The sequence below is a fragment of the Streptomyces sp. NPDC089424 genome (assembly GCF_044749345.1).
Taxonomy (GTDB): Bacteria; Actinomycetota; Actinomycetes; order Streptomycetales; family Streptomycetaceae; genus Streptomyces.
In genome coordinates this window covers 327,616-343,569 of sequence record NZ_JBIVHU010000001.1, presented here as the reverse complement: position 1 = coordinate 343,569, position 15,954 = coordinate 327,616, and the positions used below count along the sequence as shown (strand labels likewise).

10 protein-coding genes are annotated in these 15,954 nt (G+C 68.9%); 8 read left to right on the top strand and 2 right to left on the bottom strand.

Annotation, left to right across the window (positions count from 1 at the left end; genetic code table 11):
* Positions 1–187 precede the first annotated feature (187 nt).
* The 4 genes from ACIP2X_RS01440 to ACIP2X_RS01425 are packed head-to-tail and all read left to right on the top strand — an operon-like array spanning position 188 to position 8,830.
* A complete protein-coding gene (locus tag ACIP2X_RS01440) occupies positions 188–2,395 on the top strand; it encodes an N-6 DNA methylase (RefSeq protein WP_401665992.1) in 2,208 nt (735 codons plus the stop codon).
* The gene (locus tag ACIP2X_RS01435) at positions 2,392–4,383 is read left to right on the top strand and encodes an N-6 DNA methylase (protein ID WP_401665989.1); all 1,992 of its coding nucleotides are present in this window, start codon (positions 2,392–2,394) and stop codon (positions 4,381–4,383) included. Before ACIP2X_RS01440 ends, ACIP2X_RS01435 begins: the two co-directional genes overlap by 4 nt.
* Positions 4,380–5,651 carry a restriction endonuclease subunit S gene (locus ACIP2X_RS01430; protein WP_401665987.1) on the top strand — a complete coding sequence of 424 codons (1,272 nt, stop codon included), beginning with the start codon at positions 4,380–4,382 and terminating at the stop codon, positions 5,649–5,651. Before ACIP2X_RS01435 ends, ACIP2X_RS01430 begins: the two co-directional genes overlap by 4 nt.
* Complete coding sequence (locus ACIP2X_RS01425; RefSeq protein WP_401665984.1) at positions 5,648–8,830, top strand: type I restriction endonuclease subunit R; 3,183 nt, start codon at positions 5,648–5,650, stop codon at positions 8,828–8,830. Before ACIP2X_RS01430 ends, ACIP2X_RS01425 begins: the two co-directional genes overlap by 4 nt.
* Before the next feature lie 59 nt (positions 8,831–8,889).
* On the opposite strand, the gene ACIP2X_RS01420 is transcribed toward ACIP2X_RS01425, so the two are convergent.
* Positions 8,890–9,081 (bottom strand): DUF397 domain-containing protein, encoded by a 192-nt coding sequence (locus ACIP2X_RS01420; protein WP_401665981.1) that lies wholly within the window; start codon positions 9,079–9,081, stop codon positions 8,890–8,892.
* On the bottom strand, positions 9,078–9,905 hold the full coding sequence (locus ACIP2X_RS01415; RefSeq protein WP_401668767.1) for a helix-turn-helix domain-containing protein: 828 nt from the start codon (positions 9,903–9,905) through the stop codon (positions 9,078–9,080). Before ACIP2X_RS01415 ends, ACIP2X_RS01420 begins: the two co-directional genes overlap by 4 nt.
* A gap of 162 nt (positions 9,906–10,067) precedes the next feature.
* Between ACIP2X_RS01415 and ACIP2X_RS01410 the strand changes: the two genes are divergently transcribed.
* The 4 genes from ACIP2X_RS01410 to ACIP2X_RS01395 all read left to right on the top strand — a co-directional run bounded on the left by ACIP2X_RS01410 (position 10,068) and on the right by ACIP2X_RS01395 (position 15,464).
* On the top strand, positions 10,068–10,571 hold the full coding sequence (locus tag ACIP2X_RS01410) for an ATP-binding protein (RefSeq protein WP_401665979.1): 504 nt from the start codon (positions 10,068–10,070) through the stop codon (positions 10,569–10,571).
* 96 nt (positions 10,572–10,667) lie between these two features.
* Positions 10,668–12,260 (top strand): protein kinase, encoded by a 1,593-nt coding sequence (locus ACIP2X_RS01405; protein ID WP_401665977.1) that lies wholly within the window; start codon positions 10,668–10,670, stop codon positions 12,258–12,260.
* A 72-nt stretch (positions 12,261–12,332) separates the two neighbouring features.
* Positions 12,333–14,474: a UvrD-helicase domain-containing protein gene (locus ACIP2X_RS01400; protein WP_401665975.1), complete on the top strand. Its 2,142-nt coding sequence runs from the start codon at positions 12,333–12,335 to the stop codon at positions 14,472–14,474.
* A gap of 255 nt (positions 14,475–14,729) precedes the next feature.
* A complete protein-coding gene (locus ACIP2X_RS01395) occupies positions 14,730–15,464 on the top strand; it encodes an EcsC family protein (RefSeq protein ID WP_401665973.1) in 735 nt (244 codons plus the stop codon).
* Positions 15,465–15,954: the final 490 nt, after the last annotated feature.

Here is a 15,954-nt window from a genome sequence, read left to right as displayed (position 1 = left end):
GTGGCAAGACAAGTGACGCCTCACGCCGCAGAGGACCGCTCACCGACGGAAGCGACTCCATGTAAGCATGACAGTGAAAGCGTTGTCCAACAGCTTACTCGGGTTGACGCGTGCTGTAGGGTGTGACCACGCCGTCCATCGGAGCCAGGACTCATCCATGCCACAGCCATCCGCACCATCAGCCCAGGTGACAGCCGCCGAGATCTCCCGCATCGCGGGTGTCACGCGCGCCACCGTCAGCAACTGGCGACGCCGGCACGACGACTTCCCCGCGCCCTCGGGCGGCACGGACAGCAGCCCGCTGTACGACCTGGAGGAGGTCCGCGCATGGCTCGCCTCCCGCGGACAGCACACGGCGGCCACCCCCAGCGGGGAGCTGCGCACCACCCTGCGCCTCCGGGAGCAGGCCGGCGCCGCTGCGTCCGATCTGCTCGTATTGGTCCTGGCGGCGGCCCGCCGCCCCGCCGACGACCTCACCGGTCTGCTCGCGCTGCCCGACGCCGACCTGGTGAAGCAGGCGAAGGACGCGGCAGCCGACGTCGCGGACGTGGCGCCGGCCACGGAACCCGTCCGGTTCACCGACGCCGACACCACGGTCCTGCGCGCCCTGCTGCTCTGCGTCCGTGACGAGGGCGCACAGACGGCTCTGGCCGTCCTGGCCGAGAGGGAGTTGGAGGACAGCGCCGCCAGCGGCGCCTACCGCACCCCGGCCCCGCTCGCCGACCTGCTGGCCCGCCTGATCCCGGGCTCTCCGGCCCGCGTCCTCGACCCCGCTTGTGGCAGCGGCACCCTGCTGACGGCCGCTGCCGCGCTCGGCGCGCGCGAGCTGTACGGGCAGGACAGTCTTCCGGTCCAGGCGCGGCGCACGGCGGTCGGCCTGACCCTGACGGCCGGGGAGGGCGCGGACGTCATCGTGCGCACGGGCGACAGCCTGCGCGCCGACGCCTTCCCGGACCTCACCGTCGACGCCGTGCTGTGCAACCCGCCCTACGGCGACCGGGACTGGGGCCACGACGAACTGGCCTACGACCCGCGCTGGGCCTACGGTTTCCCGCCCCGCGCCGAGTCCGAACTGGCCTGGGTCCAGCACGCGCTGGCCCACCTCGAACCGGGCGGCCACGCCGTGCTGCTCCTCCCGCCGGCCACCGCGACCCGTACCTCCGGCCGCCGCATCCGTGCCGAGCTGATCCGTAGCGGCGCGCTGCGGGCGGTGGCGGCCCTGCCGCCGGGGGCGGCGATCCCGCTCCATATTGGCCTGCAGGTGTGGGTGCTGCAGCGGCCGGAGCCGACCCGGCCGGCGTACCAGACGGTGCTCTTCGTCGACACGGCGGACGAGCCCACGGCTCCGGGACGCGGCGGGAGCCGTGCCGGTGCGGTGGACTGGGCGCGGGTGACCGAGCAGATCGTCTCCGCGTGGACGTCGTACTCCGAGGAGCCGGACGGGTTCGAGGCACAGGCCGGTGTGGCGCGGGCGGTGAGCGTGGTCGACCTGCTCGACGAGGTCGTCGACGTGACCCCGGCCCGGCAGGTGCGTGCATCCCAGGCGGATACGGACCCGCGGGAGCTGGTCGACCAGACCGTCGCGGCCCGGGAGGCGCTGACAGGTGCGGCGCAGTCGGTCGCGCGGCTGGCCGCCACGGAACTGTGGGACGCCGCGGGCGACGAGGCCCGCCAGTGGCGTTCGGCCACGGTGTCCGACCTGGCCCGGGGCGGCGCGCTGAAAGTCCTGCGGACAGCCCCTGCGTCGCCGAGGCAGGCGGACGGCGAGGGGGATCCGGGGGCGGGTGGCGGGGCGACCCGGCCCGCCCTCACCGGCGGCGACATCGCCAGCGGAAGCGGACCGACGGGGCGGATCGAGGAGGGGCAGGCCGCCGACCAGGTGCCGGAGATCGCCGCGGGCGACGTGCTGGTGCGTGGCCTGATCGGCGGCAGGGGTCCCGTCGCGCGGGTCGCGGGTGAGGACGAGGCGGGCGTACTGCTCGGTCCGGGCCTTCACCTCTTCCGGCCCGATCCGGCGCGGCTCGACCCCTGGTTCCTCTACGGCTTCCTCGGCTCGGAGGCCAACCTGACCGGCGCCTCGACCGGCAGCTCCACACTGCATCTCAGCCCGGGCCGACTGCGCGTTCCCCTGCTGCCGCTGGAGGAACAGCGGCGGTACGGGGAGGCGTTCCGGCACGTTGCCGCACTGCGTGAACAGGCCCGCAGGGCCGAGGAGTTGGCCGAGGAGACGGCACGGCTCGTGGCCGACGGCCTCACGGGCGGGCAGCTCGTCCCGAGCGAAGCCAAAACTGTCGAACTCCACTCACTTCTGATGCGGACGGACGAGGGCCCCACCCTCCCGCCGCGCTCCACGTCATCCGTACCGGCCCTGGAAGGGAAGCGGAAGAAGTCTTGAACAGCAGCAAGCACACGGAGTTGGCGAACCACGCATGGTCCGTCGCCGACCTCCTGCGGGGGGACTACAAGCAGTCCGACTACGGCAAGGTCATCCTGCCGTTCACGGTGCTGCGGCGACTGGAGTGCGTGCTGGAACCGACCCGCGAGAAGGTCGCGGAGATCGCGGGACAGTACAAGGACAGTGACATCGACCCGGACCGCTTCCTGCGCCGGGCCTCGGGCCACGCCTTCTACAACAGGTCCAGCCTGACCCTGAAGAAGATCGCGGCGGACCCGCAGAACGCAGCGAAGAACCTCGCGGTGTACGTCGGGGCGTTCTCCGACAACGCCCGCGGCGTCCTGGACCGCTTCGAGTTCGCCCAGCAGATCAAGCGGCTGGACAGCGCAGGTCTGCTCTACCAGGTCATCGGCGAGTTCACCGACCTGGACCTGCGTCCCGAGGTCGTGCCCAACCACAACATGGGTTACATCTTCGAGGAGTTGATCCGCCGCTTCTCCGAGCAGTCCAACGAGACGGCCGGTGAGCACTTCACGCCGCGTGAGGTCATCCAGCTCATGGTGCGGCTGCTCGTCGCCCCGGACGGCGACGCGCTCCAGCTTCCGGGCGCGGTGCGCACGGTCCTCGACCCGGCCTGCGGCACGGGCGGCATGCTCTCCGCGATGGACGACCTGATCACGGAGCTGAACCCGGACGCCACGGTGGAGGTGTACGGGCAGGAGCTCAACCCGGAGTCGTGGGCGATCTGCCGGTCCGACCTCATGATCAAGGGCCAGGACCCGGAGAACATCGCCTTCGGCAACTCCTTCTCCGACGACGGCCACAAGCGCAAGACCTTCGACTACATGCTGGCCAACCCGCCGTTCGGCGTGGAGTGGAAGAAGGTCAAGGACGAGGTCGAGGCCGAGCACAAAGAGCTCGGCGAGGCCGGCCGCTTCGGCGCGGGCCTGCCGCGCATCAACGACGGCTCGCTGCTGTTCCTCCAGCACATGATCGACAAGATGAAGCCGGTGGACGTGAACGGCGGGGGCGGCTCGCGCATCGCGATCGTCTTCAACGGCTCGCCGCTGTTCACGGGCGCGGCCGGCTCGGGCGAGTCGGAGATCCGCCGCTGGATCCTGGAGAACGACTGGCTGGAGGGCATCGTGGCCCTGCCGGACCAGCTCTTCTACAACACCGGCATCTCCACCTACTTCTGGATCCTGACCAACCGCAAGAGCCCGGACCACAAGGGCAAGGTCGTGCTGCTCGACGCGCGGGACCAGTGGCAGAAGATGCGCAAGTCGCTGGGCGACAAGCGCAAGCACCTCGGCGCCGACCACATCGCCACGGTGGTCAAGCTGTACGGCGAGGCACTGGCGGTGGCGGGGGATGCGGAGCACCCGCTGCACGGCAAGGTGAAGGTCTTCTGGAACGAGGACTTCGGCTACCAGCGGATCACGGTGGAACGCCCGCTGAAGCTGCGGTTCGAGATCTCGGAGGAGACGCTGGGGGCGCTGGAGGCGTCCAAGGTGATCCAGAAGCTGCCGCAAGCTCCGGTCCTGGCGGACGCCTTCAAGTCTCTGATGGGCGCCAGTTGGGGTACGAAGCAGGAGGCTTGGCTCACGCTGAAGGACGCGGTGGTGCGGGCCGGCGGGACGTGGCCGACCGGGGCGCCGTTCAACAAGGCGCTGCGTGAGGTTGTTGGGGTGCGGGACCCGGAGGGCGAGGTACAGCGCGTCAAGGGTGAGCCGGAGCCGGACGCCGAGCTTCGGGACTTCGAGAACGTGTCGTTGGGCGAGGATGTCGAGGAGTACCTGGCGCGGGAGGTCCACCCGCACGTACCGGACGCGTGGATCGACCACAGCAAGACGAAGGTCGGGTATGAGATCCCGTTCACGCGGCACTTCTACGTGTACGAGCCGCCGCGGCCGCTGGCGGAGATCGACGCGGATTTGAAGGCACTGGAGGCAGAAATCCAAGAGCTGCTGGGAGAGGTCACGGAATGAAGACCACCAACTGGCGAACCGTGCCGCTCTGGTCCGTCGCTACCGAAACTCGTGTAGCGGTTGACCCCTCCGACCTCGGCGACCAGGTTGTGCATTACAGCATCCCGGCTGTTGACGCGACAGGAACAGGTCAGGTTGAGGCAACTGACTCCATCAAGTCCGCAAAGCTCCGACTGCAAGGTGGGGAGGTGCTGGTCAGCAAGTTGAACCCACGAAAGAGCCGGGTCCTGATCGCCACTGACTCGCCGCTGCCAATCGTCTCCTCAACCGAATTCGTTGGTCTCCTCCCGGGGGCCAAGCTCGAACCTCGGTTCCTCGCTTATTTTCTTCAGTCCGAGGCAACGCGCCAGGTCTTGGACTCCCAGGTTCAATCTGTAACCCGCAGTCACCAGCGAGTGGCGCCGGAGGACATTACGCACCTCCCGGTGCGGTTGCCATCGCTGGACGAGCAGCGCCACATCGCCGACTTCCTCGACGCCGAGATGGCACGTATCGATCAAATTGCCACCGCGCGCTCTAAGCAGATGGACTTGCTGGCCGAGCGCCGCACGGCTGCACTGGCCGAGTGCGTCTCGTCAGGCGGTCTCGACTCGATCCAGCATCCCCTCGTAGGCACCGTGCCCCACACTTGGCCGGTATTGCCTCTACGCCGGGTCATTCCGGCAGTGAACGTTGGCGTCGTCATCAACCCATCGACGTACTTTACGGACGATGGAGTTCCTTTCATCCATGGATTCAATGTGCGATCCGGGTGGATCGAGCCGCATGGCATGAAGTTCATGTCTCATGAAAGTAACGAGGAGCTCCGCCGGTCACGCGTCCGTAGTGGTGACGTTCTGGTGGTCCGAGCTGGCTCCCCAGGTAGGGCCGCCGTCGTGACCGAGAAGTACGACGGAGCAAATTGTGCGTCCGTGCTCATTTTGCGGCGCGGCCGGGCGATTCTGCCGCAGTTTTTGTCAGCATTCATCAACTCGCCGGCAGGACGGGGCCAAGTGCAGGTGTCCCAGTACGGAGCTGCGCAAGAGGTTATCAGCGCAGCCCAGACGCTTTCCTTCCTGGCCCCCGTTCCGGACGTTTCCGAGCAGCAGTATCGCGTTGACCGGCTGAACGTAGTTCTCAACAGCCAAGACCAGGTTCTCAGCAAGCTTCGGCGTCAGGCTTCTTTGCTTGCCGAACGCCGCCAAGCACTCATCACCGCCGCCGTCACCGGCCAGTTCGACGTCTACACCGCCAGCGGCCGCAACGTGACCGAAGGAGTCTCCGCGTGAGCCCCGTGCATGACGAGTCGTCCTTCGGTTCCGCGATCGTCGCGGCCCTCTGTGATCGCGGCTGGCGGGAGGCGAACCCGGAGGACTACCAGGCCGACCTCGGTCTGGACACCAACGAGCTGTTCACCTTCATTGGCGCGACGCAGCCCGACGAGTGGAACGAACTGCTCACCGTCTATGGCGGTAACCCCAACGAGGCGCAGCGCGGTTTCGCGCAGCGCCTCGACCGGGCCATCGCCGAGGACGGGCTGCTCCACGTCCTCCGCAACGGCGTGAAAGACCGCGGGGTCCGGCTCCGCGTCGCCTACTTCAAGCCCAACCTCATCTCTGCGGACTCCGTCCTCGACGGCTACCGGGCCAACCGTCTCACCGTCGTCCGCGAGCTCCCCTACGCCACCAAGCAGGCCGACTGGGGTCACCGCCTCGACCTGACCCTGTTCCTCAACGGCATCCCCGTCGCCACCGCCGAGTTGAAGAACCCCCTCACGGGGCAGGGCGTCGAGCAGGCCAAGGAGCAGTACAGGACCGACCGCGACCCGACCGAGCTGATCTTCACGCGTCGCGTCATCGCCAACTTCGCGGTCGACCCGGACCTGGTCTTCGTCACCACGCAACTGCGCGGCAAGAGCACCCGGTTCTTGCCGTTCAACACCGGTTCGAACGGCCCCGGCCAGCCCGGCGGGGCCGGAAACCCGGCGCCCACCGCCCACGGCAAGTACGCGACCTCCTACCTCTGGGAAGAGGTCTGGCAGCGGGACAACTGGCTCGACCTCCTCCAGCGTTTCGTGCACCAGCAGAAGCACAAGACGCCCGGCGGCGGCACCACCAAGTCGACGATCTTCCCGCGCTTCCACCAGTGGGACGTGGTCCGCAAGCTCACCGCGCACGCGTCCGTGCACGGCGCCGGCCAGAACTACCTGGTCATGGCCTCCGCCGGGTCCGGAAAGTCCAACACCATCGGCTGGCTGGCCCACCGCCTCAGCGACCTGCACGCCCGCCGCGATCCGCACGTCCTTCGACCCGATGCTCTCGCCGACGGCCGTATCAAGCCCGGCGAGCCCGTGTTCGACAAGGTCATCGTCATCACCGACCGCCGCGCACTGGACGCCCAGCTCTCGGCGACTGTCGGCAGCTTCTCGCAGACCGACGGCCTGGTCGTGAAGGTCGACGAGAAGCACGGGTCCAAGAGCGAGCAGCTCGCCCGCGCACTCTCCCGGGACACCGGGAAGATCGTCACCGTCACCCTGCACTCGTTCCCCGCGCTGCTGGACTACATCAAGCGCAACCCGACCGAGATCAAGGGCACCCGCTTCGCGATCATCGTCGACGAGGCGCACTCCTCCCAGTCCGGCGACGCCGCCACCGCTGTGAAGTCCGCCCTGCGCGACCTCGGCCTGGACGCCGACTCGGACGACCAGGGCGCGATCACGGTCACCGTGGACGACAAGCTGAAGGCGAAGGCGGTCGAGCGCTCCCAGGCCGCCAACCTCTCCTACTTCGCCTTCACCGCGACCCCCAAGTCCAAGACGCTCGAACTCTTCGGCACGGAAGGCGTGGAGAACGGCAAAACCGTCTACCGCCCCTTCCACACCTACTCCATGCGTCAGGCCATCGAGGAGGGCTTCATCCTCGACCCGCTGCGCAACTACGTCACCTACAACACCTACTGGAAGCTCGCGAACCTCAACCGCGACGAGAAGGAGGTCGACCCCTCCAAGGCGAACAGCCACCTCGCCCGGTTCGCCCTCATGCACGAGCACACCGTGTCCCAGCACGCCACGGTGATCGTCGAGCACTTCCTCGCCCACACCCGCGGCCGGCTCGGTGGCCGGGCCAAGGCCATGGTCGTCACGGCGTCCCGCCACTCCGCCGTACAGATGGCCCGCGCCATCCAGAGCTACATCGCCGACCGCGAGTACGACTCCAAGTACCCGGACCTCGGCGTCCTGGTCGCCTTCTCCGGGTCCCTCACCATCGACGGTGAGGAGACCACCGAGAGCAAGGAGAACGGCGGTCTGCCGGAGAGCGCGCTGCCCAAGGCCTTCGCCTACACCCGTACCGACGACAAGGCCGCGAAGGCCGGCGGCAAGGGGCAGCAGGAGTACCGGATCCTCGTCGTCGCCGAGAAGTACCAGACCGGCTTCGACCAGCCTCTCCTCACGACGATGTACGTCAACAAGACGCTGACCGGCATCGCCGCCGTGCAGACGCTCTCCCGCCTCAACCGCACCGCCGACCGCAAGTCACAGGCCGATCTGGCCGTCCTGGACTTCGTCAACGACGCCGAGGACATCCAGGACGCCTTCCGCCCGTACTTCGAGGAGGCGCACACCCTGCCCTCCGACCCGAACCTCCTGTACACGGCCCAGAGCCGGGTCATGTCCGCGCCGATCATCTCGGAGCAGGACATGGACGAGCTCGTCGCCGCGTACTTCGAGGCGCAGGAGAAGGCCGGCGGGTCCCAGGCCAAGTGGGAGAAGCTGCACGCCGAGCTGTACCGGCTCCTCTCCCCCGCCGTCACCCGCTTCAGCGTCCTCCTGGAGAGCGAGGAGGAGGACGACGTAGAGGCCGCCGAGGAGTTCCGGGCCAACCTCAACGACTACGTCCGCAAGTACGGCTTTCTCGCGCAGATCGTCCCCTACCAGGACGCCGACCTGGAGCGCCTGTACCTATACGGGCGTTACCTGCTCAACCGGCTCCCCCGCCTCGCGGACGGCGGCGTCGACATAGGCGAGGTCGACCTCAGCCACCTGCGCGTCGAGAAGACCGGCGAGCACGACAAGTCCCTGCTCCCCGAAGGCCCCGCCGAACTCAAGGGGTTCGGCGACGGGGTCGGCGGCGGGAAGGACGCCGAGAAGTCGCTGCTGTCCGACCTGATCGAGAAGTTCAACGCGAAGTTCGGCACGGAGTTCACCGAGGAGGACGTCCTCCCGGCCTTCAACGCGACGAAGAAGGACCCGAAGGTCCGGGCCGCCGCCCTCGTCAACGACGAGGAGAACTTCGGCGTCGTCTTCGACAAGAAGTTCGAGGAGAACATGATGGACCATGTCTCCACGATCGACACCCTCGGCAAGCGGTACTTCGGCGCGGACCGGGACTTCAAGTCCAACCTCGACCGCAGCGCGCGGCGCGCGGCCTGGCGGATGATCCGCCGGGAGGAGGGTCTGGACGACTTCTGACAGCGGCTGGGGCACCGGCGCTCACTCTGTACCGGTGCCCCAGGATGCGCCTAGCTGCCTCAGCCGCGCGCGGTCTGCTCCATGAAGGCGGACCAGGCATCGGCATCAACGCTGAGCATCGGCCCTGTCGCCCGCTTCGAGTCCCTGACCAGTACAGCGTCCGGCGCGAGGCAGACCTCGACGCATTCGCCACCCTCCCCGCTGCTGTAGCTGCTCTTGAACCAGTGCGGCTCCATTGCCTGGCGGTTCATCTTTCTCCCAGAAATCCCTCGACGAAAGCCATCGACTCACGCGGAGTCAGGGCTTGCGCCCTGAGGATGCCGTACTGTTCCTCGACATCCCGCACCTCTTCCCGCTCGCTGTAGAGGCGGCTGTTCCGCTGGACTTCAACGTAAGCCATCCGCTGTCCGTCGCCGGTCTCGATCAGGGTGAACGGGCCTCCAAGGCCGCAGTGTTCGACGCCGGTAGTGAGTATGACCTGAATCTCCACGTTCCGCCGTTGGCCGTGGAGAAGGATCTGTTCGAGTTGCCCTCTGTGTGTGGACGCCCCACCGAGTGGACGGCGAAGGACCGCCTCCTCGATCACAAAGCTCAGTGTCGGAAGCGGACTTCTGGCGAAGATCTCCTGTCGGGCAAGGCGAGCGGATACCCGCTGCTCGACGGTCGCCTCATCGAGGAGGGGCCTGCGCATGGCGAAGACCGCACGGGCGTACTCCTCGGTCTGCAGCAGGCCAGGCACTGCAAGTGCTCCGTATACATGGAGTGAGACAGCCTCCTCCTCCAACCGAGCCATGTCCCGGAAGAAGGCCGGATACCGTGCCCGGGCCACCTCCCCCTTCAGAGCCACCAACAACCCGCCCGCGTCCAGGACCTCGTCCGCCTGGTCGATGAACCGTGGCTGCGGAACCCGCCGTCCCTGCTCGTACGAGGCGATGGTGTCGGCCGAGTATCCGACCCTTCTGCCGAGCTCGGCCCGTTCCATGCCAGCCCGCGTCCGCAGCAGCTTCAACTGTCGCCCGAACGCGCCGATCAGGCCTCTGGCAGGCTCGTCCTCTGTTTCCCTTTGCCCCGGCACCTCGGCGTCGACGCTGCTCTCCTTGTCGTCCAACACCGCAAACCCCACTCCCCGCTCACCTGGCCGTACCGTCCCGTACACGGTGTGCGCCCGCGGGTACTCCCCGCCGCGTCAGCGCGTCACCCCTGGTCACGCTATGCCACAACCACCCACGCTGCGTGCATGAACCGAACGGAACAACCCGCACCGGCGACCCCCGTCCACTCCTGCTTCACCCTCCGCTTCAGCTCGACCCCCCGAGGCGCGCGCCTGGCCCGTCGGCTGTGCGGGGAACGGCTCGACACCTGGGGTGCGCCCTACGGCAGCGAGGAATACGACGTGCTGACCCTGCTCGTCTCCGAGCTCGCCACCAACGCCGTTACCCACGGCCACGTGACCGGCCGCGACTTCCGCGTCCACCTCCTAGCCCTCTCCGCGCCCGCCGCGGCGTCCCTCACCGTCCGCGTGGAAGTAACCGACACGCGAGGCGACGAACTCCCCCAACCAGCTGCCGCCCCTGCCACCGAACCGGCCGCCGACGCCGCCCGTACCGGCGGACGCGGTCTGCTCCTGGTCGAGGCCCTCGCCGATCGCTGGGGCCGCGAACCGCGCACGGACGGCCCCGGCAAGACGGTCTGGGCCGAGTACACGGTGGCGCGATACGCCCCGTCCGCCGCTCCCTCGTAGGACCAGGCTGGACGCACTGATCCCTTTCCGGGGAAACTGGCCGCGAACCAACGGGGCTCGGGGGACGAGCGAGCGCAGGACGCGGGGCGGGGACAGGTGCCGGACAGACCGATCGCAGGCCGCTACGAGTTGCTGGAGCGGCTCGGCAACGGCGGTATGGGCGACGTGTGGCGGGGCTACGACGCGGTGCTGGACCGGCCCGTCGCCGTGAAGCGGATCCGGCCGCAGGCCGTCGCCGCCACGCCGCAGATGGCCGAGGAGCTGGAACGGCGCTTCCGCCGCGAGGCGCGGATCACCGCCCGTATCCAGCACCCAGGGGTGCCGCAGGTGTACGACGCCGTCCTCGACAGCACCTACGAGCACCTGTTTCTCGTCATGGAGCTGGTGGAGGGCGTCCCCCTCACCCGGTACGTGCACGAGGAGCGGCCCCTCCCGGTCAGCTGGGCGGTGGCGGTCGCCGCGCAGGTCGCCACCGTGCTGTCGTACGCGCACGACGTGCCCGTGGTGCACCGCGACCTCAAGCCGTCCAACATCCTGGTCGCGCGGGACGGCACGGTGAAGGTCCTCGACTTCGGGGTCGCGGCGATCCTGCAGACCGACGTCACCAAGCTGACGGCCTCCGGCCGGCCCATCGGCACGCACCAGTACATGTCGCCCGAGCAGGTGCGCGGCACTCGCGTCACCCCGCGCACCGACCTCTATGCCCTCGGTTGCGTACTCCATGAGCTCCTCTGCGGACAGCCGCTGTTCAACGCGCACGGCGACTTCGAGCTGATGGACCAGCACGTCCGCGCTGCGCCCACCCCGCTGCGACGCCTGCGCGCCGACGTGCCGGAGGAGCTGGAGGCGTTGGTCCTGCACCTGCTCCGCAAGACCCCGGAGAGCCGGCCGGTGGACGTGCAGGAGGTGTACGAGCGGCTGATGCCCTTCCTGCCCGCGCCCGGGGAGTCCTCCGCTCTCGGGGAAGCCGGGCCGCCCGGGGCGCCGGACCCGACCGGGCTCTACCGCCGCCCCTACGCGCCCCGAGCCCGGGCCGAGAGCCGTCCCCGTGTCACCCCGGACACGGCGGCGCCCGGCCGGGTCGCCGAGTACGTGGTCTCGCCGCCCGAGCGGGAGCTGCTGCGGGCCCAGCTGCGGGAGGTCGATGAGCACTACATCGCCCTGATGGAGGAGGAGCGCTACACGCAGGCCGCCGAGGTGGCGGGCGAGATGATCGAGCCGTTGGCCCGCGCCCTGGGCGCCGAGAACAAGGCCGTCCTCCGGCTACGGCGCCGCCGGGCGGTCAGCCGGCAGCTGGCAGGCGACCATCGGGCGGCCCTGCCCGAGTTCGAGGCGCTGGCTGAAGCCTACGGCCGCATCAACGGGCCGACCGACGAGTCCGCCCGCGACTGCCGCGCCCAGGCCGCCCGCTGCCGCGGCGAACTCGGCCAGGTGACCGAGGCGCTGGCGGAGCTGCAGGCGGTCCTCGAGGTGGAACGGGCCGTTGAGAGCGACGTCAGCGACGCGGCTGTGGAGCTGCGCCGTGACATCGGCATGCTGCTGCTCAGCCAGGGCAACCCGCAGGAGGCCCTGGCGTGCCTGGAGGGCCTGTACGAGGACGTCATGCTCGTCCACGGCCCGCGCCATGACGTGGCCGTCGAAGCCGCGGAGGTCCTGGCCATGCTCCGCCGGGAACTCGGCGGCGGGTGACCGGCGGAACCCGACCGGAAAGCCAGTGAACGAACGGTCTTCGGCCACGCCGTGGCGGCCTAAAATCCCGTCATGCCGCACCTCGCCTTCGACATAGCCTTCTGCCAGCAGTTGGAGAAGCTCGAGAAGCACGTCCGGACCGGCGTTTTCGACGCTTGGGAAAAGTTCGAGCGGCTCACCCTCGGCCAGCTCTTCAAGGACCCCGGCCTGAAGCTGGAATCCCTCAAGGGCGCCAAGGACCGGCAGATCCGGACCATCCGGATCACCCAGGGATACCGCGGTGTGGTCCTCGCGCCCGAGACGGGGGACACCTTCGTACTGCTCCGGGTCGGCCCGCACGACGAGGCCACCGAATGGGCGGTGAAGCAGAAGGCGACCATCAACGCCGTCACCGGCGCCGTGGAGCTCCGCGAGATCGCCACCCTGGAGGAGCTGACCCCCACCTACCAGCGCATCGCGCCCGCCGAGGAGCAGCGGCTCTTCGCGAAGGTCTCCGACGGGGAGATGGCCGCGCTCGGCATCGACGCCACCACCCTCGCGCAGGCACGCGTGCTGACCAGTCTGGAACAGCTCGACGTCTTCGGGCGCTTCTTCCCGCCGGACCAGTACAAGGTGCTGGAACACCTGGCCCTCGGCGCGGGTGTCGAGCAGACGTGGCAGGAGGTCGTCGTGCCGGCGCTGGCCGACGCGGCCTCGCAGGAGCCCGTCGACACCACCGACTACGCGACCGCCATCGCGCACACCCGCACCCGGATCGCCGTCGTCGCGGACGCCGACGAGCTGCGCGACATCCTCGACAAGCCGTTCACCGCCTGGCGGATCTTCCTGCACCCCGCCCAGCACAAGGTCGCCTACCGTCCGTCGTACTCCGGCCCCGCACAGGTGACCGGCGGGCCCGGCACCGGGAAGTCCGTCGTCGCCCTCCACCGGGTCCGGCACCTGCTGCGGCACCTGCGCGACGGCGACCGCATCCTGCTCACCACCTTCACCAACGCCCTCGTGGACTCCCTGAACGAAGGACTCTCCCTGCTCGTCGACGATCCGGACCTGCGCGACCGGGTCGACGTCATGACCGTCGACGCCTTCGCCGGACGCGTAGTCAACACCGCGCGCCGGCCGCTCAGCGGGTACGAGGAGACCGCGCGATGGGAGCAGGCCGCGGAAGCCACCGGCTTCACCGGCACCCCGCATTTCCTCGCCCAGGAGTACAAGCACGTCCTCCTCGCCCAGGACATCCACAGCCGGGAGGAGTACGAGCGCTGCGAGCGCCGCGGCCGAGGCAGCGCGCTGCCGCCCTCCGCTCGGCCGCTGGTGTGGCGGACCGTGGAAGAGTTCACCCGGCGGCTGGCCGAGGACGGGCTGCGCACCTACCTCGGTACCTGCGTGGAGGCCACCGACCTGCTGACCGAGCAGGGGCCGTGCTACCGGCACGTCGTCATCGACGAGTCCCAGGACCTCCACCCGGCCCAGTGGCGGATGCTCCGCGCGGCCGCCCCGCGGCGTCCTGACGACCTGTTCGTCGCGGGTGACCCGCACCAGCGCATCTACGACAGTCGGGTGTCGCTGAAGGCCCTCGGTATCAACGTCGCCGGCCGTTCGACCAAGTTGCGCAAGAACTACCGCTCCACCCAGGAGATCCTCAGCTGGGCGACGGGACTCCTGCTCGGCCGCCCCTTCGCCGAACTGGCCGACAGCGGACGGCACGACACCCTGATCGGGTACAGCTCGGCCCTGCACGGTTCCGGGCCCCTGGTCCACGCGGCGGAGACGGAGGAGGCCGAACTCGACGCCTTGGTCGAGCAGGTGCGTGCGTGGGTGGACGGCGGCGCCGCGTACGGGGAGATCGGGATCTGCGCGCGCTTCAACAAGACATGTGAGAAGGCCAAGGACCGTCTGATCGCGGCCGGAGTCCCCGCCAGCCGGGTCCGCGCGGGAGCCGCCCGCACCGACGACGCGGTCAACGTGGGCACCATGCACACCTTCAAGGGGCTCGAGTACCGCTATACGGCCGTCGTCGGCGTCAACGACCGTGCTCTGCCGAACCCTTCGGCCATCACTCCGGAGGGGGTCGACCGGCTCCAGCACGAGGCCGACCTCGCCGCGGAACGCTGCCTGCTGTTCGTCGCCTGTACCCGGGCCCGGGACGGCCTGTACGTCTCATGGACTGGGCAGCCGAGCCCGTTCCTGGTGGAGGCAGGCTGCGGGGCGGGGTAGCCGTCGGCGAGCTCCCGCCAGTCTGCCAAAGTAGTTTGACGGCGCTTTCACTTTCATGGGAAAGTGTGACCGCTTCAGCTCGCTGAGGGCGACGCGACGGCGGACGTCGTGGCGCGAGGGGTGGACGGGCGGTAGCGAGGGGGGGTGGCTTCGGCCGTCCGCAGCCAGGCCGGAAAGGCCTGCACCGGGTTCCTTCTCCTGCCCGCAACGCTGCGGGGTGTCCCTTGGGCGGGACGCTCACGAAAGGGACGCGTAATGGCTGACGAGAAGACTCCCGACGAGGGCGCAGTCGAGAAGACCGGGCAGTGGATCGCCGGTCTCGCGGAGAAGGTCATAGTCAACGGCGTGGGGCCGGTCACCGGATCGGCGAGCTGGGCAGAGGACCGCCTCGCGCGCCGCCAGGGCGCTGACTACAGGGCGCCTGACGACGATGAGCGCCGCTCCCCGCAGGACATGAAGGACGACATCGACGCAGTCGTGGCCCGCCTCATCAAGGAATCCGTCGCCGCGGCCGGCACTCAGGGCTTCATCACCGGGCTTGGGGGGCTGGTCACCGCAGGCGTGACCATCCCGGCGAACGTGGCCGCGTCCCTTGCCATCAACCTGCGGATGGCGGGTGCCATCGCACACCTCCGGGGGTGGGACGTCCGCGACCCCTACGTGCGGAGCGTCGTGATGATGCTCGGAATCGGGATGAGCGCACAGAGCGCGGTGGCTGCCCTTGGGGTGAAGGTCGGTCAGAAGATCGGCGAGCAAATGATCAAGAAGCTGCCGATGGCGATCCTCCACAAGATCAACAAGCTGGTCGGCTTCCACCTCGTCGCGAAGTTCGGAACGAAGCGTGCCGCGATCACGCTCGCCAAGGCCATCCCGATCCTGGGAGGCGTAGTAGGAGGAGCGGTGGACGCAGGGGCGACCGCTCTCATCGGACGGGCGGCGGACAGGGCCTTGCGTGACGGCGCTTTGCAGGGAGACAACGAGCCGGAGTAACGAAGAAGTGAACCAGGTGGACGAGCGCTCGCCGCTCGTCGCCGCGCATGGAGGAACAGCGCGCGGACTTCCGGCACTTCCCGTGCTCTTCGCCGCCTGCCTCGTCACGCCACGCCCCGCCGCAATCACACGTGACCGCGCCACGGCCGCGTCCGCCTTCACCGACTGGGTCGTCTTCGTCGCCGCCTCCGGTCTCCCATGGCGGAAGTTGCCCGCGGGCTTCCCGCACTGGGACCGGATCCTCAAGCCCCCGCCCCTGGCGCGGGTCTCAAGTTGCGTCCGTGGCGGATGAGCACGCTCTCGGTGCCGTGCCGGCCGAGTCGGTCGGCCGCTCTGGCCGCGACAGGGATCAGGTGCCGAAGGAGCCGCTAATGTCCCGGCTTTCTGTCCTCATACCCGACGTCCCATCCCTGCCGCTTCGCGAGCTGAGGGATGGGACGCGGCTGATGCCTTGTCAGCGAAGCGTTTCTGGTGAATGTTTCCACTGGGT